At 64.2% G+C, this 23,249-nt stretch carries 21 protein-coding genes; 4 read left to right on the top strand and 17 right to left on the bottom strand.

The features are described 5' to 3' along the window. Nucleotides 1–7: 7 nt before the first annotated feature. The 6 genes from KAK11_RS09225 to KAK11_RS09205 form a co-directional block, all read right to left on the bottom strand. On the bottom strand, nucleotides 8–2,911 hold the full coding sequence (locus tag KAK11_RS09225) for a ribonucleoside-diphosphate reductase subunit alpha (RefSeq protein ID WP_210808523.1): 2,904 nt from the start codon (nucleotides 2,909–2,911) through the stop codon (nucleotides 8–10). 510 nt (nucleotides 2,912–3,421) lie between these two features. Further along, nucleotides 3,422–4,006 (bottom strand): 1,6-anhydro-N-acetylmuramyl-L-alanine amidase AmpD, encoded by a 585-nt coding sequence (gene ampD / locus KAK11_RS09220; RefSeq protein WP_210808521.1) that lies wholly within the window; start codon nucleotides 4,004–4,006, stop codon nucleotides 3,422–3,424. Then, nucleotides 4,003–5,481: a sigma-54-dependent transcriptional regulator gene (locus KAK11_RS09215; protein ID WP_210808519.1), complete on the bottom strand. Its 1,479-nt coding sequence runs from the start codon at nucleotides 5,479–5,481 to the stop codon at nucleotides 4,003–4,005. The genes ampD and KAK11_RS09215 overlap by 4 nt, the downstream gene beginning before the upstream one ends. Beyond that, nucleotides 5,478–7,343, bottom strand: a complete 1,866-nt coding sequence (locus tag KAK11_RS09210) for a sensor histidine kinase (protein ID WP_210808517.1) — start codon at nucleotides 7,341–7,343, stop codon at nucleotides 5,478–5,480. The genes KAK11_RS09215 and KAK11_RS09210 overlap by 4 nt, the downstream gene beginning before the upstream one ends. A 2-nt stretch (nucleotides 7,344–7,345) precedes the next feature. Further along, nucleotides 7,346–7,600, bottom strand: a complete 255-nt coding sequence (locus tag KAK11_RS22040) for a PP0621 family protein (RefSeq protein ID WP_259373546.1) — start codon at nucleotides 7,598–7,600, stop codon at nucleotides 7,346–7,348. Between the two features lie 4 nt (nucleotides 7,601–7,604). Further along, entirely contained in the window at nucleotides 7,605–8,411 is an 807-nt protein-coding gene (locus tag KAK11_RS09205) for a cytochrome C assembly family protein (protein WP_210808515.1), read from the bottom strand. A 68-nt stretch (nucleotides 8,412–8,479) separates the two neighbouring features. On the opposite strand from KAK11_RS09205, the gene ffh reads away from it, so the two are divergent. After that, on the top strand, nucleotides 8,480–9,877 hold the full coding sequence (gene ffh / locus KAK11_RS09200; RefSeq protein ID WP_210808513.1) for a signal recognition particle protein: 1,398 nt from the start codon (nucleotides 8,480–8,482) through the stop codon (nucleotides 9,875–9,877). A gap of 251 nt (nucleotides 9,878–10,128) precedes the next feature. Here the strand turns inward: ffh and ftsY are convergent, their stop codons facing one another. Further along, nucleotides 10,129–11,334 (bottom strand): signal recognition particle-docking protein FtsY, encoded by a 1,206-nt coding sequence (gene ftsY / locus KAK11_RS09195; protein ID WP_210808511.1) that lies wholly within the window; start codon nucleotides 11,332–11,334, stop codon nucleotides 10,129–10,131. A gap of 100 nt (nucleotides 11,335–11,434) precedes the next feature. Between ftsY and KAK11_RS09190 the strand changes: the two genes are divergently transcribed. After that, a complete protein-coding gene (locus tag KAK11_RS09190; RefSeq protein WP_210808509.1) occupies nucleotides 11,435–12,478 on the top strand; it encodes a zinc-binding dehydrogenase in 1,044 nt (347 codons plus the stop codon). Between the two features lie 38 nt (nucleotides 12,479–12,516). On the opposite strand, the gene KAK11_RS09185 is transcribed toward KAK11_RS09190, so the two are convergent. Genes KAK11_RS09185 through KAK11_RS09175 form a run of 3 tightly spaced genes read right to left on the bottom strand, consistent with a single transcriptional unit; the run spans nucleotide 12,517 to nucleotide 14,204 of the window. Then, complete coding sequence (locus KAK11_RS09185; RefSeq protein WP_210808507.1) at nucleotides 12,517–12,855, bottom strand: Mpo1-like protein; 339 nt, start codon at nucleotides 12,853–12,855, stop codon at nucleotides 12,517–12,519. Nucleotides 12,856–12,859: 4 nt separating this feature from the next. Then, the gene (locus tag KAK11_RS09180; protein WP_210808505.1) at nucleotides 12,860–13,627 is read right to left on the bottom strand and encodes a class II aldolase/adducin family protein; all 768 of its coding nucleotides are present in this window, start codon (nucleotides 13,625–13,627) and stop codon (nucleotides 12,860–12,862) included. A 22-nt stretch (nucleotides 13,628–13,649) separates the two neighbouring features. Continuing rightward, complete coding sequence (locus KAK11_RS09175; RefSeq protein WP_210808503.1) at nucleotides 13,650–14,204, bottom strand: Mpo1 family 2-hydroxy fatty acid dioxygenase; 555 nt, start codon at nucleotides 14,202–14,204, stop codon at nucleotides 13,650–13,652. Between the two features lie 96 nt (nucleotides 14,205–14,300). Between KAK11_RS09175 and KAK11_RS09170 the strand changes: the two genes are divergently transcribed. Next, on the top strand, nucleotides 14,301–15,014 hold the full coding sequence (locus KAK11_RS09170; RefSeq protein ID WP_210808501.1) for a Crp/Fnr family transcriptional regulator: 714 nt from the start codon (nucleotides 14,301–14,303) through the stop codon (nucleotides 15,012–15,014). 23 nt (nucleotides 15,015–15,037) lie between these two features. Here KAK11_RS09170 and KAK11_RS09165 read toward each other — a convergent pair whose 3' ends face one another. From KAK11_RS09165 to KAK11_RS09135, 7 genes are all read right to left on the bottom strand, one after another. Next, complete coding sequence (locus KAK11_RS09165) at nucleotides 15,038–15,760, bottom strand: ABC transporter ATP-binding protein (protein WP_210808499.1); 723 nt, start codon at nucleotides 15,758–15,760, stop codon at nucleotides 15,038–15,040. Next, nucleotides 15,750–16,517 (bottom strand): ABC transporter ATP-binding protein, encoded by a 768-nt coding sequence (locus KAK11_RS09160; RefSeq protein WP_210808497.1) that lies wholly within the window; start codon nucleotides 16,515–16,517, stop codon nucleotides 15,750–15,752. The genes KAK11_RS09165 and KAK11_RS09160 overlap by 11 nt, the downstream gene beginning before the upstream one ends. Then, nucleotides 16,514–17,482 (bottom strand): branched-chain amino acid ABC transporter permease, encoded by a 969-nt coding sequence (locus KAK11_RS09155; protein WP_210808495.1) that lies wholly within the window; start codon nucleotides 17,480–17,482, stop codon nucleotides 16,514–16,516. Before KAK11_RS09155 ends, KAK11_RS09160 begins: the two co-directional genes overlap by 4 nt. Continuing rightward, a complete protein-coding gene (locus KAK11_RS09150; RefSeq protein ID WP_210808493.1) occupies nucleotides 17,482–18,366 on the bottom strand; it encodes a branched-chain amino acid ABC transporter permease in 885 nt (294 codons plus the stop codon). Before KAK11_RS09150 ends, KAK11_RS09155 begins: the two co-directional genes overlap by 1 nt. A gap of 154 nt (nucleotides 18,367–18,520) precedes the next feature. Continuing rightward, nucleotides 18,521–19,696, bottom strand: a complete 1,176-nt coding sequence (locus tag KAK11_RS09145) for an ABC transporter substrate-binding protein (RefSeq protein WP_210808491.1) — start codon at nucleotides 19,694–19,696, stop codon at nucleotides 18,521–18,523. Next, entirely contained in the window at nucleotides 19,693–20,520 is an 828-nt protein-coding gene (locus KAK11_RS09140; protein ID WP_210808489.1) for an alpha/beta fold hydrolase, read from the bottom strand. Before KAK11_RS09140 ends, KAK11_RS09145 begins: the two co-directional genes overlap by 4 nt. After that, nucleotides 20,520–22,094: a benzoate-CoA ligase family protein gene (locus tag KAK11_RS09135; RefSeq protein WP_310737774.1), complete on the bottom strand. Its 1,575-nt coding sequence runs from the start codon at nucleotides 22,092–22,094 to the stop codon at nucleotides 20,520–20,522. The genes KAK11_RS09140 and KAK11_RS09135 overlap by 1 nt, the downstream gene beginning before the upstream one ends. 141 nt (nucleotides 22,095–22,235) lie before the next feature. Between KAK11_RS09135 and KAK11_RS09130 the strand changes: the two genes are divergently transcribed. Further along, complete coding sequence (locus KAK11_RS09130; RefSeq protein ID WP_210808485.1) at nucleotides 22,236–23,243, top strand: helix-turn-helix transcriptional regulator; 1,008 nt, start codon at nucleotides 22,236–22,238, stop codon at nucleotides 23,241–23,243. Nucleotides 23,244–23,249 lie beyond the last annotated feature (6 nt).

Raw genomic sequence — 23,249 nt, 5'->3', positions numbered from 1 at the left:
TAGCTGCTTACTGGCAGGCCTCGCAGTCCGGGTTGTCAATGCTGCAGAACTTGATGTCGGTAGCGGGGGTCGGCTCGGAGGCCACCACCGCTGCGGGCACGGCACCTTCGGCAGAGACTCCACTCACACCACCACCTGCAGACACCGCGTTCAAGGAGCCATTGGAGATCGTGGACTTCTCGGCGTGGGTCGCAGCCATGGTACGCAGGTAATAGGTGGTCTTCAGGCCACGCAGCCATGCGAGCTTGTAGGTGTCGTCCAGCTTTTTGCCTGAGGCACCAGAGATGTAGATGTTGAGCGATTGCGCTTGGTCGATCCACTTCTGGCGACGCGACGCAGCCTCGACCAACCAGACAGCATCCACTTCAAACGCCGTGGCGTAGAGGCGCTTGAGCTCTTCGGGCACACGGTCAATGCGACGCAGCGAGCCATCGTAGTGCTTCAAGTCCATCACCATCACGCTGTCCCACAGCCCCAAGCGCTTCAGGTCGCGCACCAGGTACTCGTTGACCACGGTGAACTCGCCCGACAGGTTGGACTTGACGGAGAGGTTGCCAAAGGCCGGCTCGATTGACGCATCCACCCCAATGATGTTGGAGATGGTGGCCGTGGGGGCAATGGCGACACAGTTGCTGTTGCGCATGCCGTGCTGGGCAATCTGCTGGCGCAGTGCATCCCAGTTCAGGGTGCTGCTGCGGTCCACTTCCAGATAGCCGCCGCGCGCCTTGGCCAACAGGTCCAGCGAGTCTTGCGGCAGGATGCCGCGGTGCCACAGCGAGCCCTCGTAGGTCGAGTAGGTGCCACGTTCGGCCGCCAGATGGCTGGAAGCCTGGTAGGCGTAGTAGCACACCGCCTCCATCGAGCGGTCGGCGAACTCGACAGCCTCAGCGCTGGCATAGGGCAGGCGCAACTGATAGAGGGCATCCTGGAAGCCCATGATGCCCAAGCCCACCGGCCGATGGCGGAGGTTGGAGTCCTTGGCCTTCTTGACAGCGTAGTAGTTGATATCGATGACGTTGTCGAGCATGCGCATGGCCGTGGCAATGGTCTTGCTCAACTTCTCATGGTCGATCGCACCGTCCTTCAAGTGCTGCGCCAGGTTGACCGAGCCCAGGTTGCACACCGCGATTTCTTCGTCATTGGTGTTGAGCGTGATCTCGGTGCACAGGTTGGACGAGTGCACCACACCGACGTGCTGCTGGGGCGAGCGCACATTGCAGGCGTCCTTGAAGGTGATCCAAGGGTGGCCGGTTTCGAACAGCATGGACAGCATCTTGCGCCACAGGTCCTTGGCGGGCATGCGCTTGAACAGCTTGATCTCGCCACGGTCAGCCTTGGCCTCATAGGCGCAATAAGCCTGCTCGAACTCGGCACCGATCAGATCGTGCAGATCAGGGCAGGTCGAGGGCGAGAACAGCGTCCAGTCTCCGCCTTCCATGACACGGCGCATGAACAGATCCGGGATCCAGTTCGCGGTGTTCATGTCATGGGTGCGGCGGCGGTCATCGCCGGTGTTCTTGCGCAGCTCCAAGAATTCTTCAATGTCCAGGTGCCAGCTTTCCAGGTAGGCGCACACCGCGCCCTTGCGCTTGCCGCCCTGATTCACGGCCACGGCCGTGTCGTTGACCACCTTCAGGAAGGGCACCACACCCTGGCTCTTGCCATTGGTGCCCTTGATGTAGGAGCCCAGGGCGCGGACATTGGTCCAGTCATTGCCCAAGCCACCGGCAAACTTGGACAGCAGCGCGTTTTCTTTCAGCGCCTCGTAAATGCCGTCCAGATCGTCCGCCACGGTGGTCAGGTAGCAGCTGGAGAGCTGCGAGCGGCGCGTGCCGCTGTTGAACAGCGTCGGCGTGCTGGACATGAAATCAAAGGTCGACAGCACGTTGTAGAACTCGATCGCACGCGCTTCGCGGTTGGTCTCGTTCAGCGCCAAGCCCATGGCCACGCGCATGAAGAAAGCCTGAGGCATCTCGATGCGGGTTTCTTCAATGTGCAAGAAGTAGCGATCAAACAGGGTCTGCAGGCCGAGGTAGTCGAACTGCAGGTCGCGGTCAGCTTGCAGCGCAGCCCCCAACTTGGCCAGGTCAAACTGCAAGAGCTTGTCGTCCAACAGTTCCGCCTCCACACCCTTTTGGATGAACTGGGGGAAGTACTGGGCGTAGCGGACATGCATCTCGGCATGCAGCACCTCACCGCCCAAGATCTCGCGGCGGATGGTGTGCATCAGCAGGCGCGCGGTGGCACGGGTATAAGCCGGGTCGCGCTCGATCAAGGTGCGGGCAGCCAAGATGGCGGCCTTGTAGACCTCATCAATGGGCACGCCGTCATACAGATTGCGCAGGGTCTCGGCAATGATGGGGTCGGGCTTCACGTCTTCGCCCAAGCCGGCACAAGCGGACTCGATCAAGCTCTTGAGGTGGGCCTCGTCCAGCACCACGCGCTGACCTTTGTCCAGCACATGCAAGGCATTGGAGGGCACGGCCGGCGCCGCCGTGGCTTGGCGCGCACGCTCTTGGGTGCGGCGCTCGCGGTACAACACATAGGCGCGCGCCACTTCATGGTGACCACCGCGCATCAGGCCCAACTCGACCTGGTCTTGCACGTCTTCAATATGGAAGGTGCCGCCGCCCGGACGCGACCGCATCAGTGCGCGCACGACCGTTTCAGTCAGGGCATCGACGGTTTCACGAACGCTGGCCGACGCGGCCCCTTGCGTGCCATGAACCGCCAAAAAGGCCTTCATCAATGCGACAGCGATTTTGTCGGGCGCAAAGGCGACGACAGCGCCATTGCGGCGGATGATTTGATAGCCCTGATAGGCCGTGACCGCGCCCGAGGTGGCGGCGGATGAAGGGACAGAACGGGCGGACGCCAAAGCGTCAGTCGTGCTGGACACAACAGCTTGCATGGATTTCCTCGGTTGGATAGATAGAGATAAAAGTTCAGCGGTTCTCAGGAGCCGTCGTGACGGACTTCTGACGAACCTCGCGCTCAAGACAAACAGACACCGCAACCTCTTGCATGGTTCACGCCTCCCTGGCGTTGTTGAGCGAGTCCTTGGTTGAAACTCGAACCTCCATGGCATGGGGGATGTTCGCCCACGATGCCGCCAGCTCTGACTGGTCTGGTGGGTGTTCTGCGGTTCAGACACCTGGGTGCATGAACGGCTTTTTCAACTCAATGATTAGCACGAGGGCACACTATATCTGGGGGCGAAGGGCGTTTCAAGCACTACGGATAGCGTGATCGCATCAATTTGCAAGTGCAAACCTCACACCTCAGCGCGCCCCTCAAACGCCCCAACTGCCGCCAAGGCCCATGCCGACTTGCTGCCGCCCAACAGGCCTTGAAATGACGGGCCTCAGACAGGCTTTTGGCCCCGCCAAGCCTTGCCAATCAAGGATCGTGCTGTGCGGGCTCAGCGTTCTTCGGGCTTGTCCGCCGCAATGGCCACTTCAGGCCACGCCAATTGGAGGCGAAGCCAAGCCCAGTCAAAGCCCGGCCCGGGGTCAGCCTTTCGACCCGGGGCCACATGTTCATGGCCCACCACCGCATCAAGCGGGTGGAGCAGCGCCAGATCGCGCAGCAGGGCCACCAAGCTGTGCATTTGCACCGACTCAAAGTGCCCGCCTTCTAAGCCTTCAAGCTCAATGCCCACCGAGTAATCGTTGCAGTTCTCACGCCCGGCCCAACTGGACCGTCCCGCATGCCACGCCCTGTCGAGCGTGGACACGAACTGCACACATGCGCCATCACGGCGGATGAAGAAGTGCGCCGAGACTTCCAAGCCCCGAATATCCTGGAAGTAAGGGTGGGCATCCCAATCGAGTTGATTGGTGAACAAGGCTTCGACTTCCCCACCGCCAAATACCCCCGGCGGCAAGCTGATGGAGTGGATGATCGCCAGGCTGACCTCTGCGCCCTCGGGCCGGGGGCCAAAGTTGGGGCTATCCAAGCGCTGCGCCTTGGCCCACCAACCTGCCTGCCATATGGGCTCGCTCACGACTCAGGTGCCGTCAGGTCCGCCCCACCATCACCGCCCTCGGTGATGCCCAAGCGCGCCATGCGATAGCGCATCTGTCGCAGCGTCAAGCCCAGCCGAGCGCCTGCCGCCGTGCGATTGAAGCCATGGGCCGCCAAGGCGCGCCGCAAGATGGTCCGCTCCAACTCATCCAAATGGGCGGCCAGGTCATGGGGCAACACCTCTTCTTCGGCGGGCAACACCACTTTGCTGGAACCCAGGCTGCCCCCCAAGGCCGCCTCAGCGGCCAACACATCGGCTTCAGCCACGGTGTCACCAAACGCCGCATCAGGCAGACCCAGGTCATCAGCGCTGATGACCTCGCTGGCCGCCATCGCCACCGCGCGGTGCAGCAGGTTCTCCAGCTCCCGCACATTGCCCGGGAAGTCATACTCGGCCAAGCGCTTGCGCGCCGACGCACTGAGACTGGGCGGCGGCACCAAGCCAGCGTCTTTGGCAATGCGCACCAGCAAGGCAGCGGTGATGTCATCCAAGTCATCCAGACGCTCGCGCAGCGGTGGCACGTCAATGCGGATGACATTGAGGCGATAGAACAAATCTTGGCGGAAGCGTCCCGCCGTCACCTCCTGCGCCAAGTCGCGGTGGGTGGCGCTGACAATGCGCACATTCACCGCTGCTTCCGCCGTGGCGCCAATCGGGCGCACGGCTCGCTCTTGGATCACACGCAGCAGCTTGCTTTGCATTGCACCGGGCAAGTCACCGATCTCATCCAAAAACAGCGTGCCGCCGTGAGCAGCTTGGAAGAAACCGTCCCGGTCTTCGTTCGCACCCGTGAACGAGCCTTTGCGATAGCCAAAGAACTCGGCTTCCAACAGGTTTTCCGGAATGGCCCCGCAGTTCACGGCCACAAAGGGCTGGCCCGCGCGTGGGCTGGCATCGTGAATGGCTCTGGCCACCAACTCTTTGCCCGTGCCGGACTCGCCATGCACCAGCGCCGGGGCCATGCTGCGCGCCACTTTCTCGACCAGCTCCCGCACCTTATGCATGGCGCTGGAGCGGCCCACCAAACGCGCCAGCGGCGCCAGCGGCCCAGCCACCGCCGAGCGCAACGGCGTGGCCGTCTGCCCCATGGCGCCAGAGACCACGGTGCGAAACTGCTTCAGATCGACCGGCTTGGTCAGGTAGTCGAACGCCCCAACCTTCAAAGCCTCCACCGCGTTCTCGGTGGAGCCATAGGCGGTGATGACGATGGTGCGCTCTGGGCGCCTGGCTGCTTCCAAGCGCTTGAGCAAATCCATGCCCGTGCCATCGGGCAGTCGCATGTCGGTGATGACCAGTTTGTAGACCTTGCCTTGCAAGGCTTCCCAGGCCTCGGCCACCGTGGAGGCGGTCTCCACCTCATGGCCTTCACGCAGCAGCGTCAGCTCGTAGAGCGTCAACAAGTCAGGTTCGTCGTCCACCACCAGCACGCCGGTGCCAGATGTTGCGCTGTTCATACGTAGAGTCTTCCCTCTGAGGCCACGGAATCTCGCCGCAGCACAACCTGGAACACATTCGGGTGGCGCGCGCCGGGCCGCCGCATGTAGTCGATGCTGGCACCGTGCCGCTCACACAACTGGCGGCAAATATAGAGGCCCAGGCCCGTACCCCGGCTGCGCGTGGAATGGAAAGGCTCGAACAAGTGTGCCTCGACCTCTGGCGCAATGGGGTCGCCATCACTGGCCACCGACAAGCGCACATAAGGCCCATCCAGCATCTCAATGGACAGCAGCACCGAGCCGGCCATGTCCCGCGAGTGCCGAAGGGCGTTCTCCAGCAAATTGACCAAGACGCGGCGCAGGTGGTCCCCGTCAAAGACGGCGCCCACGGGCTCCAGGGGCATCTGAACCCGCAGTCGACATTCGTGCCCCAACACCAAGCCCACCGTTCGCGCGAACTCTCCACAAATGGTGCTGACCTCTTGGTTCAGGTCCAGCGTTCTAGAGGGGGCTTGCCCGCCCGGAGCAGCCTCCATCACGTCATCCACGATGCGCTTGAGCCGCTCCACATTGTCCGCCACGATGCGCAGCAAGCGCTCTTGGTCCGGCCGCAGTGCGTCCTCGCGCAGCAGCGCATTGGCCTGCGCCACAGCCGCCAAGGGGTTGCGGATCTCATGCGCAATGCCGGCTGAGATACGCCCCATGGCCACCAAGCGCTCCTGACGTTGCCGCGCCAGCACATCCCGCAGCTTTTCCACAAACAACACGGCCAAGACCTCACCACCGCCCTCGGTGGCCAGCACCGTGCCTCGCTGGCCTCGAGTAAAGCGGGCACGCACCCGCACCGAATGCGGTGACGCACCCGCATAGGACAGCGCCAGGTCGACACCGTCACGCGGCCAGTGGCCGGCCCGGTAGGCCGAGCTCACCGCCTCGGCCAAGCTGCGCCAACCGTCTTCACTCTGCAAGGAAAACGGCGGCACGGGGCACTGCCCCTGTTCGGCTAACAGCTTGCGTGCAGCAGGGTTGGCCGAGCGCACCCGGCACTGGCGGTCCACCACCAACACCCCGTCACTCATTTCGTCAATCACCAAACGGTTCAACTCGGCTTGCTGGCGCGCCAGCTCCAAGCTGCCGCGTGCGGTGCGCTCTTCACGCGCCAAGCGGCTGGCCATTTGGCCTGACACCAGCACGATCACAAACATGCCGATGCCGGCCATGCCCGCCTGCGACAGCAAGGACAGCAGATCGCCACCCGCCATGCCGCGCTGCCACGCTGCAGCCAGCAGCATCAAGGCCACCGCCGCCGCTGTCGCCAAAGCGGGTAAGCGAGGACTGAGCACGCCCGCCATCAAGACCGGCAGCACCAGCAAAGCCGCGTGATTCAGGCTGGAGCCAGGGTCCAAGGAATGCAACACACCAAAGGCGACCACATCCACGCCAATGGTGGACCACCAGTGCAGGCGGCGCAGCGAGCGATGCTGGCCACCGCCCAAAAGCGCCCAGCGCCACCACGTCAAGCCCGCCTGCAGCGCGTAGGCACCCGAGACCAAGGGCAGCCAAGACAGCTCCCGGCTGGACAGCCACATCAACACCAACTGGGTGACAAACAAGGCCAGCCCCAGCACGGCCCGTGCCGCCAGATAGGTGCGATAGACGCGTCGCTGAGCGGAGTCGTCTGCACGCACCAAGCGCCGAGCTTGGCGCGACAAAAAGGTGCTGTCTTCCGGGCCTTCGTTGCTATCAGCCCAGTCCGGCGTCATCAGCGAGGGCTCGTCATCCCCTCCCGCCACACCGGCGGGCATGCCCAGGTCCGCAAACCAGGACTCCCCCTCATTGCCCGGGCGAGCCCGTGACGCGCCAGCCTCGGGCTTGGACATGCTCAAGGCTTCTCCCCCGGACCGGGGCCCAAGCGTCGATGTTCATCGCTGCAGTAGAACGCCCCCGCCGCATCAGACACCGAGTCCGATTGCGGCAGATGCACGCCGCAGTGCGCACATGACACCATCTCGTGCGCAGCGTGAGAGTTCGCTGGGGGCTTTGGGGCCGCGCTATCGGTGCGCACAGGGGAGCGACGACTGCGAAGCCACCACCACACCAAGGCCACCGCGGCCAGCAGCAAAATCAAGCGAGCCATGCCTTTACCCCGATGTTCTTTGCAATAACACTTCCAGCACAAAGCGCGAGCCCATATAGGCCAGCAGCATCAGCAAGGTGCCCGCATAAAGCCAACGCGTGGCCTGGCGCCCACGCCAGCCGCGCCAGACGCGCCCAATGATCAGTGCCGCAAAAGTGGCCCAGCCCAGCAGTGACAGCACGGTTTTGTGCTCCAGCCAGCGCCAGTGCGGCGAGGCCATGCCCACCGCCAGCGCCAAGGTCAACACCACAAAGCCCGCCTCCACAAAGCGAAAGGTCATGCGCTCCAGCTTGAGCAGAGGCATGCCATACACCGTAGAGACGATGGCCCGCTTGTCTCGCATGCGCTGGTCGGCCGCATCCAGCATCAAGGCATGCAGGACCGCGGCACCGAACAAGCCGTAAGACGTCAGGCCCAACACCCAATGCAGTGGTGCCCAACGCGAATGGGCCACGGCCCGTGCCTCGCCAGGGAACAAGAGTGCTAACACCATCAAGGCCATGGCACACACCGCCAAGACCCGGCGCACACCGGGGACCGGCACCAAGCGGCTCTCCACGCCATACACCGCCACGACCAGCCAAATGGTGAAGGACAAGGCCGGCGCAAAGCCGATCACCAGCCCTTCTTGGCGCCCCAGGCCCAGCCCTGCCAGCAGCGCCAAACCATGCAAACCCCAGGCGGCGACCAAGGCCTGTGCGGGCCAGCGGCGCTCGATAGAAGCCGGCATGGCCGCCACCAAATAGGCCAAAGCGCCCACCACCGTGAGCCCGAAGCCGGGTGCTTGAAGTGGGTCAACGGATAAAATCATGGCCACAGTTTACCGGCGCCCTTGCCGTCAGAGCTGCTGCCCGGCACACCAAGGAGCGCATTTCTCATATGGCCACCACCCTCACCGATCGCCTGTCACACCTGGTTAAGACCATGCGTGGCCAGGCCCGCATCACCGAAACCAATGTGCAAGACATGCTGCGCGAAGTGCGCATGGCCTTGCTGGAGGCCGATGTGGCCCTGCCCGTGGTGCGCGATTTCATCGCCCGGGTGAAAGAAAAGGCCCTGGGCCAAGAGGTGGTGGGCTCGCTCAACCCCGGCCAGGTGCTGGTCTCGGTGGTGCACAAAGAGTTGGCCGCCACAATGGGCGAGGGCATCTCCGACATCAACCTGGCGGCCCAGCCCCCCGCCATCATCTTGATGGCCGGTCTGCAAGGCGCAGGCAAAACCACCACCACCGCCAAGCTGGCCAAGCACCTGATCGAAAAGCGCAAGAAAAAGGTGCTGACGGTCTCGGCCGACGTCTACCGCCCCGCCGCCATCGAGCAGCTCAAGACCGTCACCAAGCAAGCTGGCGCCGAATGGTTCCCCTCCGAGCCCAACCAGAAGCCCAAGGACATTGCCCTGGCCGCCCTGGACTGGGCCCGCCGCCATTACTTTGACGTGCTGCTGGTGGACACGGCCGGCCGCTTGGCGATTGACGAAGCCTTGATGGCTGAAATCCGCGAGCTGCATGCCACGCTGAACCCGGTGGAGACCCTGTTCGTGGTCGACGCCATGCAGGGCCAAGACGCGATCAACACCGCCAAGGCCTTCAAAGAAGCTCTGCCGCTGACCGGTATTGTGCTGACCAAGCTCGACGGCGACTCACGCGGCGGTGCGGCACTCTCCGTGCGCCAGATCACCGGCGCGCCGATCAAGTTTGCCGGTGTCTCTGAGAAGATCGACGGACTGGAGGTGTTCGATGCCGAGCGCCACGCCGGGCGCGTGCTGGGCATGGGCGACATCGTGGCCCTGGTCGAAGAGGTCACCAAAGGCGTGGACATGGCCGCCGCCACCAAGATGGCGGAAAAGCTCAAGTCTGGCGGTGGCTTTGACCTGAACGACTTTCTCTCGCAAATCAGCCAGATGAAGAAGATGGGCGGCCTCTCCAGCCTGATGGACAAGCTGCCCGCGCAGATGGCGGCCAAGGCCGGTCAGGGTGACATGGACAAGGCCGAAAAAGACATGCGCCGCATGGAAGGCATCCTGAGCGCCATGACCGCCAAAGAGCGCCGCCAACCCGCGTTGCTGCTAGAGGGCAAGAGCAAAGCCAGCCGCAAGCGCCGCATCGCCGCCGGTGCTGGCGTGCAAATTCAAGATGTGAACCGCATGCTCACCCAGTTTGAGCAGATGCGCGACATGATGAAGAAGATGCAGGGCGGCGGCCTGATGAAGATGATGAAGAAAATGGGCGGCATGAAGGGCATGAAGGGGATGATGCCGCCGGGGTTTGGGGGGGGCTGATGCTCCCCTAGAAGCTTGGAGGATTGTCAGGCTCTACAGCTGATCGACAGGCTGAGAACCTTTGCGCTGGAGAGCATCCGGACCGCGAGGGCGGCACTGCGCCACTCATGTCCCCCGGCCGCTGACGCGTCCTCCTCCTTGACTTCGTTCTGCAGTGCCACCCTCACAGTCCGTCCTTCACGCGGGGGGCCTATCGAGGGGGGCGTCCGTCAGTGGCCCGCTCTGTTGTTAACTCAATCGCGCAAGCCACTTCAATCCAGCAAGGCCTTAGCAAACTCCCGCGCCTTGAAGGTCTGCAAGTCTTCGAGCTTTTCGCCCACGCCGATGAAGTAGACCGGCAGCGGCCGCTCGCGGGCGATGGCGGCCAGCACGCCGCCTTTGGCGGTGCCGTCGAGCTTGGTGACGATCAGGCCGGTCAGGCCCAGCGCATCGTCAAAAGCCTTCACCTGCGTCAGTGCGTTTTGGCCGGTATTGCCGTCCACCACCAAGAGCACTTGGTGCGGCGCGGTGGCCTCGGCCTTGGTGATCACGCGCTTGATCTTCTTCAGCTCTTCCATCAGGTGCAGTTGCGTCGGCAAGCGGCCGGCGGTGTCAGCGATGACCACGTCCGCGCCGCGCGCCTTGCCGGCGGTCACCGCATCGAAGGTCACGGCGGCCGGGTCGCCGCCTTCTTGGCTGATGATCTCTACACGGTTGCGGTCGGCCCACACGCCCAACTGCTCGCGGGCTGCAGCGCGGAAGGTGTCGGCCGCAGCCAGCAGCACCTTGCAGTCGCTCTCAGCCAAGTGCTTGGTGAGCTTGCCGATGCTGGTGGTCTTCCCCGCACCGTTGACGCCCACCACCATCATCACCGTGGGGTGGTGCTCGCCTACCACCAGGGATTTTTCCAGCGGTGCCAAAAGCTCAGTGATGGCATCGGCCAGCAGGGCTTTGACAGCCGCAGGGTCTGTCGCCTTGGCCTCTTTGACCCGGCGCTTCAAATCTTCCAAGAGATGCTCGGTGGCTTTGACGCCGGTGTCGGCCATCAGCAGCGCAGCTTCCAGCTCTTCGTAGAGCTCGTCGGTGATCTTGGTGCCGGTGAAGACCTGGGCAATGCTGGAGCCGGTGCGCGCCAAGCCTTTGCGCAGGCGGCTGAGCCAGCCTTCGCGCGCGGCGGGCTCCGGCTTGGCCGTGGGCTCAGGCGCGTGGGTGAAGGCGTGTGGGTCCGACGCGGCAGGTGCCGCAGCGATGGGCGCGGGCGCAGGCGCCGCCACCTGGGGCTGGGTGGCCAGCGCTTGCGGCACTGAGGCGACCACAGCTTCCGTGGGTGCGCCACCTGCCGATGGCGGTGCCAGGGGCGCGGGGGGCACCTCCACCGCCGCTGGTGCGGGAACGGCTGCAGGCACGGTCGCTGGCGCGGGCGCGGGTGCGGGCGGCGGCGGTGCCGAGCCAAACTTTTTGCGGAAGAAACTGAACATGGCGCTATTGTCGCGGGTCTTTGTGCAGGCTGGCTGACAGCCCTCGTTCAGTGGGTTCTGGCATGCTGTGTGAACCCGATTGAATGCGAAGGAGCAGCGCTTGAAAGCAGCCTATCTGACTGGCCATGGTGGCAACGAGGTGGTCACCGTGGGTGAGCGCCCCCTGCCCGCCCTCCACGACGCCCAAGGTCAGCCCTTGGTGCGGGTGCGCCTGCAGGCCGCCACGCTCAATCAAGTGGACCTCTACATGCGCAACAGCGGCGCGGGCATCACCCACAGCCTGCCGCAGATCATGGGCTTGGATGGCGCAGGGGTGGTCGACGCGGTGGCCCCCGGCGCAGGCCCTTGGGCTGAAGGTGATGCGGTGGTGCTGCACCCCGCTGTGAGCTGCGGCCAATGCGCTCACTGCCTGGCTGGCGAGGATGTGCTGTGCGCGCAGATCCGTTACCTGGGCGAGCACCGCGACGGCACGCTGGCCGACTACGTCTCTGTGCCCGCACGCAATGTCTTTGCCCGCCCAAGCCACTTGAACCCTGTTCAGTCCGCTGCGTTGGGCGTGAACCACCTCACCGCCTGGCGCATGCTCTTCACCAAGGCCCAGCTCAAGCCCTGGGAGACCGTGCTGATTTTTGGCGTGGGCGGTGGCGTGTCATTAGCGGGGCTGCAACTGGCCAAAAGCGTGGGCGCCCGTGTGATTGCGTGCTCGCGCAGTGCCATCAAGCTAGAGCAAGCGCGCGCGATGGGGGCCGACGCCACCGTGCTCTTGGGCAGCGGCCAGGAAGCTAAAGAGGTGTTGGCCCTGACCCAAGGCCAAGGCGTCGAGGTGGTGTTTGAGAATGTCGGAGCCGCCGTCTGGCCCATCGCGATGAAGGCCCTGGCTCGTGGCGGCCGCCTGGTGACCTGCGGGGCTACCACTGGCGATCAACCCGGCGCCGACCTGCGGCGGCTCTTCATCCGCCAATTGCAGGTCATGGGCTCGACCCTGGGCACGCTGGGCGAGTTCCGCACCTTGCTGGACTGGGTGCAGCGCCACCAGCTCGTGCCGGTGGTCGACAGCAGCTACGCGCTGGACGAGGTGCATGCCGCCCTGGACAAGCTCAGCAGCGGCACGCAATTCGGCAAGGTCGGGATCGTCTTGGGCTGAACTCTGCAGACAGCTGCCGCCTCCTTGCCGCCCAGCGCTCAGCCCTGCCAGCCAATCCGCCCCGTCAACATCTGCCACCACATCACCCAGTCGCCCATGAAGGAGTAGAGCGGCTGCTTGAAGCTGGCGGGCTTGTTCTTCTCAAAGCCAAAGTGGCCCACCCAGGCCCAGGCATAGCCCTGCACCAAGCCCACCGCCACCAGCCAAGGCTGGGCGGTGAACAGGGCCGTGAGCAAGAGCCCCGCACCGATGCTGGTGCCGATGAAGTGCAGGGTGCGGCAGGTGCGGTTTCGGTGCTCGCCCAGGTAGAAGGGGTAGAACTCCGCAAAGCTGTTGAACTTGGGGGCGGCCGTGGCTTGGGCGTCGGTGCTGGACATGACGTCACTCCTTGTAGCTGGGGTCGGTGCGGTCGAGCTTGCGCAGCAGTGCGGGCCAGGCGATTTGCGCGCCCATGCCCTTGGTGACCTGGGTGTAGACCTGGGCCATGCCGCTCAAGATGGCCGGGTTGACCGTGGTCAGTGCACTGCCTCCGCTCAAGGCGTCGATCTGAATGCGGCAGGTGTTCTCAAAGGTATACATCGCCAAGAAGGCCTCGGCCACGCCCCGGCCCACGGTGAGCAGGCCGTGGTTGCGTAGCACCAGATAGTTGGCTTGGCCCAGGTCGCGCTGCAGACGGGGCTGTTCGTCGTCCCGCAGGGCCACGCCTTCATAGTCATGGTAGGCCAAGGACGCCAGCACAAACGTGCTTTGCTGGCTGATGGGCAAGATGCCGTGCTGCTGTGCGCTGACGGCCACGCCGGCGCGGGTGTGGGTGTGCAGCACGCAGCCTGCGTCCTCGCGCACCGCGTGGATGCAACTGTGGATGGTGAAGCCGGCCGGGTTGACGGGGTGGGGGCTGTCCAGCAGCTTGTTGCAGTGCTGGTCCACCTTGACCAGGCTGGAGGCCGTGATCTCATCAAACATCAGCCCATACGGGTTGATGAGGAAGTGGTGCTCAGGCCCGGGAATGCGGGCCGAGATGTGGGTGAAGACCAAGTCACTCCAGCCGTACAAGGCCACCAAGCGATAACAGGCGGCCAAGTCCACGCGCAAGGCCCATTCTTCGGGTGAGACTTGGGAGCGAACATCCGTCGAGCTGATCGTGGACATCGTTGCGCCTTTCGGGTCGGCATCAAGAACGCGAAGGCTGGGCCTGGCCCTCGCCTACCGAGGCGCGGTGCGGATCACGGCGCACAGGCCCCGCATCAGCCTCAATGGCTTGGCGCAGCTCACCCAGCAAGCCGGCGGCGAACAGCGCCTCCACCAGCACGAACAAGGGGCCTTGCAGCAAGCCCATCACATCATCGACAAAAGCGGGCTTTCGTCCTTCGTAAAAGTGGCCCACAAACTGGAACACCCAGCCCACTGCAAACAAGCCCAAGCCCCAAGCCAGCCAAGATGAGGTAGGCCCTGCAGCCACACCTTGCGCGAACAGCGCACACGCCAGCAACACGCCTGTGAGCACCGCACCCAGGCCCAGATGCAGGCGCATATAGAACACCGAGACCAGGGCCACCACGCCCCAGGCGGGACTCAGCAGCAAGCCGCCGACTGCGAACTGCGGGCGCGACAGCAGGATGGTGACCGCCAACACAATCATCGGAATGCCGACAAAGTGGGTCGCGATATTGCGCGGGTCGCGGTGATAGCGCGCGTAGCTGATCATGTGTTGGCTCAGGGTTTTCAAGGGCCGCTCCTGGCAGTGAGAACAAGGTGACAATCATCGGAGCTTGGCCTCTGCCGCGCTATCAACTGGCTGACAGTCCACCTAAGGGTTTACCGCATGACGAACCCACCCTCGCTCGATGATCTGCAGGCCTGCTTGAGCCAAGGTGCGTGGTTTGCCCAACTGCCCCGAGGCTTGCAGCAAGCCCTGCTCGCCCACGGCCAAGTTCAGGCCTTGGAGCCAGGGCAGCGCCTGTTTTTGCAGGGCGATGCCTGCGATGGCCTGTATGCCGTGCTGAGCGGTGCGGTCTTGATCCGCAGCAGTCGCGCCGATGGCCGACAAATGGTGTTGGCGGTCTTACAGGCTCCGACGTGGTTTGGCGAGATCTCCATCATTGATGACGGCCCCCGCACCCATGACGCCCATGCCCAAGGGCCGACGCGGCTGTGGTGGGTGTCTCGCAGCCTGCTGGATGACTTGCTGGAGCGCCACCCCGTGCTCTGGCGCCATTTGGCGCGCTTGGTGACGGGCAAAACGCGGCTGCTGTTCATGCGCCTGAACGACCGAGCGGCACAGTCGGCCCAAGCCCGCTTGCTGCAAGAACTGCTGCGCCTGGCAGAGGGCTACGGCATGGCAGACAGCACCGCCCTGCCCCGCTGCCTGCCCATCACGCTGGAGCACTGGGCAGGGCTGGCCGGCACCTCTCGGCAAACCGCCAGCGAAGTGCTGGGGCAACTGCAACGCCTGGGCGTGGTGCGACGCCACAGCCAAGGCCTGGAGGTCTTGAGCCTAGAAGCCTTGCGGGCCCAGTTGGCCAAGCCCAGCTCTTGAGCCTGTGCCGGCGGAGTGGTGGCTCACACGCCCAGGTAGCGGTGCAGTGCAGCCTCGTCGTCGGCCAAGTCGTCTGAGGCGCCTTCCAGCACCAGGCGGCCCTTTTCCAGCACCAGGCAACGGTCGGTGTGGGCCAGCACTTTTTGATAGTTGCGGTCCACCACCAAGGTGCTCATGCCCGAGGCGCGGATCAAGGCAATGACGCGCCAAATCTCGGCCACCACCAAGGGCGCCAAGCCTTCGGTGGCTTCATCCAAGATCAGCAGGTCGGGGTTGGTCATCAGCGCACGGCCAATCGCCAGCATCTGCTGCTCGCCACCGCTGAGTTGGCCGCCGCCGTTGCCCAGCCGCTCACCCAGGCGCGGAAAGGTCTGCAGCACGCGCTCGAACGTCCAGTCCACCTGGCCGCGCGTGCCGGGGCGTGCGGCCATTTGCAGGTTCTCGCGCACGCTCAGGTTGGGGAAGACGCCGCGCCCCTCGGGCACCACACCAATGCCGCGCCGCACGATGTGCTCGGTGCGCTCTTGGGTGACTTTGTGGCCTTTGACCCAAACCTCGCCGCCACTGGCCCGCACCTGGGCCAGCAGCGTGCGGATCAGCGTGGTCTTGCCCATGCCGTTGCGGCCCAGCAGCCCCAAGGCCACGCCGGGCTGCAGGCTGAAGCTGATGCCCTGCAGGATGTGGCTCTGGCCATAGTGGGCGTGCAGGTCTTGCGCGGCCAACAAGGCGGTGTGCTCAGTGGCCATGGCCTGCTCCTACCGAATCACCCAAATAGGCTGCGCGCACCTCTGGGTGCTGGCGGATGGCCTCGGGCGCGTCGCTGGCAATGACGCGGCCATTGACCATCACCGTGATGCGGTCCGCGACGCGGAACACTGCATCCATATCGTGCTCGACCAGCAAGATGGCATGGTCGCGCTTGAGCTCCCCCAGCAGCGCCAGCATGCGCTCGGTTTCTTCAGCACCCATGCCCGCCAGCGGCTCGTCCAGCAGCAGCACCTTGGGCGCACCAGCCAAGCACATGGCAATCTCCAACTGGCGCTTTTGGCCATGCGACAGCGTGCCCGCCACGCGCTCGGCCACATCGCCCAAGCCGGCACGCTGCAGCGCTTCTTCAGCGGCGGTGTTGGAGAGCGCACAGCGTGAGGCCGGCTGCCACCAGTTCCAGGCGCGCGGCCAGCGGGCCTGGGCACTGAGGCGGCAGTTCTCGCGCACCGTGAAGGGCGTGAAGATGGTGTTGCGCTGGTAGCTGCGGCCCAGGCCGGCCCGGGCCCGCTTGGGCTGGCGCCAGTGGGTGATGTCTTCGCCCATCAAGCTCACACGCCCGGCACTCAAAGGCAGCTCACCCGACAGCAGATTGATCAAGGTGGACTTGCCCGCGCCATTGGTGCCGATGACCGCATGCAGCTCATCCCGGTGCAGGTCCACCGACACGTCTTCCACCGCCTTCAGGCCGCCGAAAAACCGCGACACGCTTTGGGCTTGCAGCATCAAGGTGCTCATTTCGCGCCCTCCTTGTGCAGCAGGCCCACCAAGCCGCGCGGCATCAAGGCCACAAAGGCGATGATGGTCAGGCCCAGCATCAACTGCCAATGCTTGGCAAAGGCGCCGAACACGGCTTGTGACTGAAACAGCTCTTGCAGCAAGGCAAAGGCAAACGCGCCCAAGACCGCGCCGCGCAAGTGGCCCAGGCCGCCCAGAATGATCATGATGAGCACGGCGCCGCTTTGGTGCCAGCTCAGCATCTCGGGGTTCACAAAGCCATCTTTGAGCGCAAAAAGGTAGCCCGCCAAGCCGGCCATCATGGCCGAGACCACAAAGATGGCCAGCTTGTAGCCAAAAGTGGCAAAGCCTGCGGCGCGCATGCGCTGCTCATTGGCCTTGATGCCCGCCAAGGCCCGGCCAAAGCGGCTCTTCAACAGCACGGCGCTGGCCACAAAGCAAGCGCCCAAACAGGCCCACACAAAACCGTAGAGCTGGGTGGGCTTGTCCAGGTCCAGCAGGGTGTGGCCCGCCACTGCGGCCACCGGCTTGAAGTAGAGGTAGATGCCGTCGCTGCCACCGCCCAAGGGGGTGTCGTGCACGACGAAATAGGCCATCTGCGCAAAGGCCAGCGTGATCATGATGAAGTACACGCCCTTGGTGCGCAGCGACAGCGCGCCCACCGCCAAGGCATACACGCCGGCCGCGCCACAGGCGGCTGGCAGCGTCCACCACAGCGAGCCCGCTTCGCCCTCCGGCGAGAGCAGCGTGACGGCATAAGCGCCAATGCCGAAAAAGGCGGCATGGCCAAAACACACTAGGCCTGTCTGGCCCACCAGCAGCTCCAGGCTGAGCGCAAAGATGGCCAGGATCATCACCTTCATGGCCAGCTCGACATAAAAGCCCGAGATCAAGGCGGGCAAGGCGGCCAAGACCCCAAAGGCCAACAGCACCGGCATGACCCTCGCCCACGGTAACTTGCTCATCATCCGTTCGCCTTGAAGAGGCCTTCTGGCTTCCACAACAACATGGCCGCCATCAGCAGGTAGACGGACAAGCCCGCCACGCTGGGCACCAGCACCTTGCCGAAGGTGTCAACCACACCCACCAGCAGCGCGGCGACCAGCGCCCCCTTGATGGAGCCGATGCCACCAATGACCACCACCACAAAGCAGATGATCAAGACGCTGGAGCCCATGCCGGGATAGACGCTGGAGACCGGCGCCGCAATCATGCCGGCCAGGGCCGCCAGGGCCACGCCCACCGCAAACACGATGCGATAAAGCAAGCGGATGTTGATGCCCATGGCCTGCACCATCTCGCGGTTGCTGGCCCCGGCGCGAATGCGCATGCCCAGCCGCGTCTTGGCCAACACCCACCACATGGCCAGCGCCACACCCAGGCACACGGCCGAGATGAAGAGCCGATAGACCGGGTAGCTCATCAAGTCGCCCAAGGCGATGCTGCCGGAGAGCCACTCGGGCGGCGTCACGCCATGCACATCGTCGCCCACCGCAATGCTGCGCAACTCTTCAAACACCAAAATGAGGCCATAGGTCATCAGCACCTGCTGCAAGTGCTCGCGCTCATAGAGGTAGCTGAAGAACACCCACTCCAGCACATAACCCAGCAGCACCGACAGCACCACACCCACCAGCAGCGTGATGAAGAAGCCGCCCCCCAGCACCTGCTGCACCCCCGGCGCCAAGGCATAAGCCATGTAGGCGCCAATCATGTAGAAGCTGCCATGCGCGAGATTGATCACGCCCATGATGCCGAAGATCAGCGTTAAGCCCGACGCCACCAGAAACAGCAACAAGCCGTACTGGATGGCATTCAGGCACTGAACAAGAAAGGTGGCTAAGTCCACGACAGTCCATCACGGCGACATCGCTGCCGCGAAAACGAGGCGGCTGGCAGGCCGCCGAAAACTCAAGCCCGCGCCGCGGAACTGGCTTTGCCAGTCCGCTGGCGCAGCCCCCTTGGGGGGTGGCGAGCGCCAGCGAGCCTGGGGGCCAGTGACCTTACATCTTGCAGCCGCGGGCGGGATCGGTCAGAGCCTTCGACGCCACCCCCACCACCTTGTTCTCTTTGCCCACCACCTGCCGCAGATAGAAATCCTGCACCGGGTTATGCGCCTTGCTCAACATGAAGGGGCCGCGCGGGCTGTCGATCTTGGCCTTTTGAACAGCGGCCGCAAACTCTGCCTTCTTGCTCACATCGCCCTTCACGGCATTCAGGCCCACGCCCAAGATTTGCGCCGCGTCATAGCCTTGCACGGCATAGACATCGGGCTGCAGCTTGTAGGTCTTGGCATAGGCCAGGCGGAAGGCGTTGTCGCGCGGGGTGTTCAGGCTGTCACCGTAGTGCAGCGCGGTGAACAGCCCTTCGGCCGATGCGCCTTGGGCTTCCAGGGTGCCGTCCGTCAAGAAGCCGGAGCCGTAGAGCGGGATGGTTTTCTTCAGGCCCGCTGCGTCATAGTCTTTGACAAACTTCACCGCGCCGCCGCCAGCAAAGAAGGTGAAGACCGCATCCGGCTTGGCCGCAGCGATCTCGGTCAGCAGGGCCTGGAACTCCACATTCGGGAAGGGCAAGGTCAGGTCCTTGATGACCTCACCGCCACCTTTGGTGAAGGCTTCTTTGAAACCCTTGACCGACTCATCACCGGCAGCGTACTTCCAGGTGATGGTCACCACTCTTTTGTGGCCCTTCTTAGCCATCACCTCGCCCATGGCAAAGCCCGGCTGCCAATTGCTGAACGATGAACGGAAGATGTTGGGCGCGCACATCGGGCCGGTCACGGCATCAGCACCGGCATTGGGCACGATGAGCAGCACATTGTTGTCTTTGGCGGCCTTGGCCATGGCCATGGCCACACCGGAGTGCACCGAGCCAATGATCACATCAACACCGTCGCGCTTGATCAGCTTGTTGACGTTCTCGGTGGCCTTGGAGGGATCAGACTCGTCATCGACCTTGAAGAACTCGACCTCTCGGCCACCGATCTTGCCGCCTTGCTCCGCCAACTGCAGGCGAAAGCCGTTTTCGATGGCGGTGCCGAGAGCGGCAAAAGTGCCGGTGTAGGGCAGCATCAAACCGACCTTGAGCTTTTGGCCTTGTGCATGGGCTGCGGGTGCAGCAAGCAGCAAGGTGGCAGCGGCCAAGGCCGTCAGGGTGGTGCCGAGTGTGCGTTGGATCATGGCAGGTCTCTCTGGGGTGGCAAGGGCGGTAAGCAGCGCCGGCTGAAGGCTTGGCAAGCCTCCGTCAGGCGCTGGGGCTGGTCACGGTGCGGCGCATGGCCACATCGCGGGAGCTTCAACAGCTCGGTGGCGGGCAGTATGGCGGCTATGCCGTCAATCTGGGCCATCGTGCCGTAAGGGTCTTCCTGACCCTGGATGGCCAGGATCGGGGCTCTAATATGCTTTAGTTCTAAACTAATTGCGCCTAGGGAAAGCGCTGAGCCGAAGTCTGGATGCAGCCATGCCTCGTTCCAGCCCCAGAAGGCGGAATCCACATCGGCGTGGTAGCGGGCCAGGCGGCTGCGCAGATCTCCCTCCAGGTACTGTCGACGCGCCTCGCGGATGCTGGCCAGGCCAAACTCCTCGACCATGATGTGCGGCGCCAGCACGATGACGCTGTGCGTCAAGGGATGGCGTGCCGCATGCAGCAAGGCAATGGTGCCGCCGTCGCTGTGGCCGAAGAGGCCATAGCGGCCTTGCACACCCAAAGCCTGCAGCAAAGCGGGCAGCAGCTCCCAGGCTTGGCGCTGCAAGTAGTCGAGTGGCCAGGCTTGCGCGTGCGGGCGCGGCGTGGAGCCGCCATAGCCGGGGCGCGAATAGACCAGACCGCGCCAGCCACAGGCCGCGCAGAGCTTCTCAGGCGTGTCGCGCCAAGCCGCCAACGAACCCAGGCCTTCGTGCAAGAACACCATCAGGGGCGCGGCGGCATCGTCCACCCCCACCCAGGCCAGCTCGATGTGCACCGAGCCGCCCTGCCAGGGCAGCGTGCAGAACTCAGGCTGCATCAGGCCGCAGCCTTTTCTTGGTCGCGCAGCTTGAAGCGCTGGATCTTGCCGGTGGCCGTTTTGGGCAGGTCAGCCACAAAGCTGATCTGGCGGGGGTATTTATAGGGCGCCAAGCGGTCTTTGACGAAGGCCTTCAATTCGTCTTCGCTGGCCTGACCACCGGCCTTCAAGACCACAAAGGCCTTGGTCTTGGTCAGGCCCTCGGCGTCGGGCACGCCGATGACGGCGGCCTCCAACACGGCCGGGTGCTGCACCAGCGTGGCCTCCACCTCAAAGGGGCTGACATAGATGCCGCTGACCTTGAGCATGTCGTCGCTGCGCCCGCCATAGGTGTAGCTGCCGTCGTCGGCATTGCGGATGTATTTGTCGCCACTCTTGGTCCAGCCGCCTTGGAAGGTCTCACGCGTCTTGGCTTGGTTGGCCCAGTACATCATCGCCGCCGAAGGGCCTTGGATGTAGAGATCACCCGGCTCACCGTCGGGCACAGGCAGGCCATCGTCACCGCGCAACTCCACCACATAGCCGGGTACCGGCCAGCCGGTGCTGCCGTAGCGCACGCGCTCGGGCCGGTTGCTCAAGAAGATGTGCAGCATCTCGGTGGAGCCGATGCCGTCGACGATGTCCACGCCAAAGTGCGCCTTGAAGCGCTCGCCCAACTCGGCTGGCAAGGCCTCGCCGGCGGAGGACACGAGGCGCAAAGAGACCTCTTGCCGCGCTGGCAAGCTGGGGTGGGCCAACATGCCGGCAAAGCCGGTAGGTGCACCGTAAAACACCGTCGGTTTCGCCCCTTGAATGTCGCCCCGCCAGCGTTTGAAGGTGGCCTCCGGCGTGGGCCGCTCCCCCATCAACAGCACGGTGGCGCCCACACTGAGCGGGAAGCTCAGCGCATTGCCCAAGCCATAGGCAAAGAAAAGCTTGGCTGCTGAGAAGCAGACATCGTCCTCGCGCAGTTGCAGCACCCCGCGGCCATAGAGCTCGGCCGTCCAGTAGGGGTTGGCGTGGGAGTGCACCGTGCCTTTGGGGCGGCCCGTGGAGCCCGAGGAATAGAGCCAAAAGCCGACATCGTCACTACGCGTCGGCGCGGGCTTGTCCAGAGGCGCTTGGGCCGCACAGAACGCTTGGAACTCGACCTCGGCCGGATGCAGTGGTGCGACGGGACGAGACACCACCACCTTCTGCACCTCATGATCCGACTTGACCAGGGCCGCGTTGACCACCGGCAGCAGCGCCCCCGAGCACAGCACGGCCTGCGCCCGCGAATGCTCCAGCATGTAGGCATAGTCATCGGCCGTCAGCAAGGTGTTGACGGCCACGGGCACGACGCCCGCGTACATCGCCCCCAAGAAGGCCACGGGCCAGTCCAGGCTGTCGAGCATCAGCAGCAGCACCCGCTCTTCGCGCTTCACGCCGGCCGCCTTCAGCGCCGCCGCCATGCGACGCACTTGCTCATCAAGCTGGCCGTAGCTCAGCACGCCTTGCTCGTCGACAAACGCAGGCTTGTCGGCACGGCCGCTGTTGAGGCTCAACAGGTGCTGGGCGAAATTAAAGGACTCAGGGGGCGGCAAGGTGCTCACGGCAGTCTCCAAATGCACTGGACTTCTTGATCCGCCACAAGCCAGGGTGCTTGTGGAAATTTAGTGCATGGCCGAAACTTAGCCCTCGGCGCTCGCAGCGTCAAGCAATATAGTGCATATCTACGGGAAACCACGGACTTCATGAGCGCCCTTGACGACCCCGCCGCAGATGCGGCGCGACCACATTCAGCGGATGCGGCACACCCACGTTCAGCAACGGCTGCAGCCGCCTCGGCAGAGCCGACCACCAGCCCGGACGACGCGGACGCAGACGCCCCCGCCACCGACCCGCGCGACCCCTTTCTCACCGCCCTGGGCGAGCGCGTGCGCTCGCTGCGGGCGCGCCGCGGCATGACCCGCCGCGTGCTGGCGCGCGCCTCCGAGGTCTCTGAGCGCCACCTGGCCAACCTAGAGTTGGGCGTGGGCAATGCCTCGGTATTGGTGCTGCGCCAGGTCAGCCGCGCGCTGGATTGCCCGGTGACCGAACTGCTGGGCGATGAGAGCAGCCAATCCCCCGAGTGGATGCTGATCCGCAACCTGCTGCAGGGCCGCAGTGAGCCAGAGTTGCGCAAAGGGCGCGAGGCACTGGCCCAGTTGTTCGGCGCCCCCGCCGCTGATGCCCGGCTGCAGCGCATCGCCTTGATCGGCCTGCGCGGCGCGGGCAAATCCACGCTGGGCCGCCGCCTGGCCGAGCACTTGAATGTGCCTTTTGTCGAGCTCAACCAAGAGATCGAACGGGTGGCGGGTTGTTCGCTCAGCGAGATCCACAACCTGCTGGGCTCAGCGGCCTATCGCCGCTATGAGCGCCGCGCCCTGGAAGAAACCATTCAGCTCTACCCGGACGCCGTCATCGCCACCCCCGGCGGTGTGGTGGCCGACCCCGCCAATTTCAACCTCTTGCTGACACACTGCTACACCGTCTGGCTGCAGGCCAGCCCCGAAGAACACATGGCCCGCGTCATGGCTCAGGGCGACCTGCGGCCCATGGCTGGCAACCGCGAAGCCATGGACGATTTGAAGCGCATCTTGGCCGAGCGCGCCGCCTTCTACGGCAAGGCCGACGCCCAGGTCCACACCGGCGGCCTGAGCCTGGAAGAGGCCTGGCGGCAACTGCAACAGGCCTGCCCGCAGACACGATTCCTGGGATAAACCCGC

Origin of the sequence: Ideonella paludis, from assembly GCF_018069865.1 — a bacterium.
GTDB classification, from domain to species: domain Bacteria; phylum Pseudomonadota; class Gammaproteobacteria; order Burkholderiales; family Burkholderiaceae_C; genus Ideonella; species Ideonella paludis.
The sequence above is the reverse complement of the archived record's forward strand: the minus strand, read 5'-3'. Positions and strand labels throughout refer to the sequence as shown.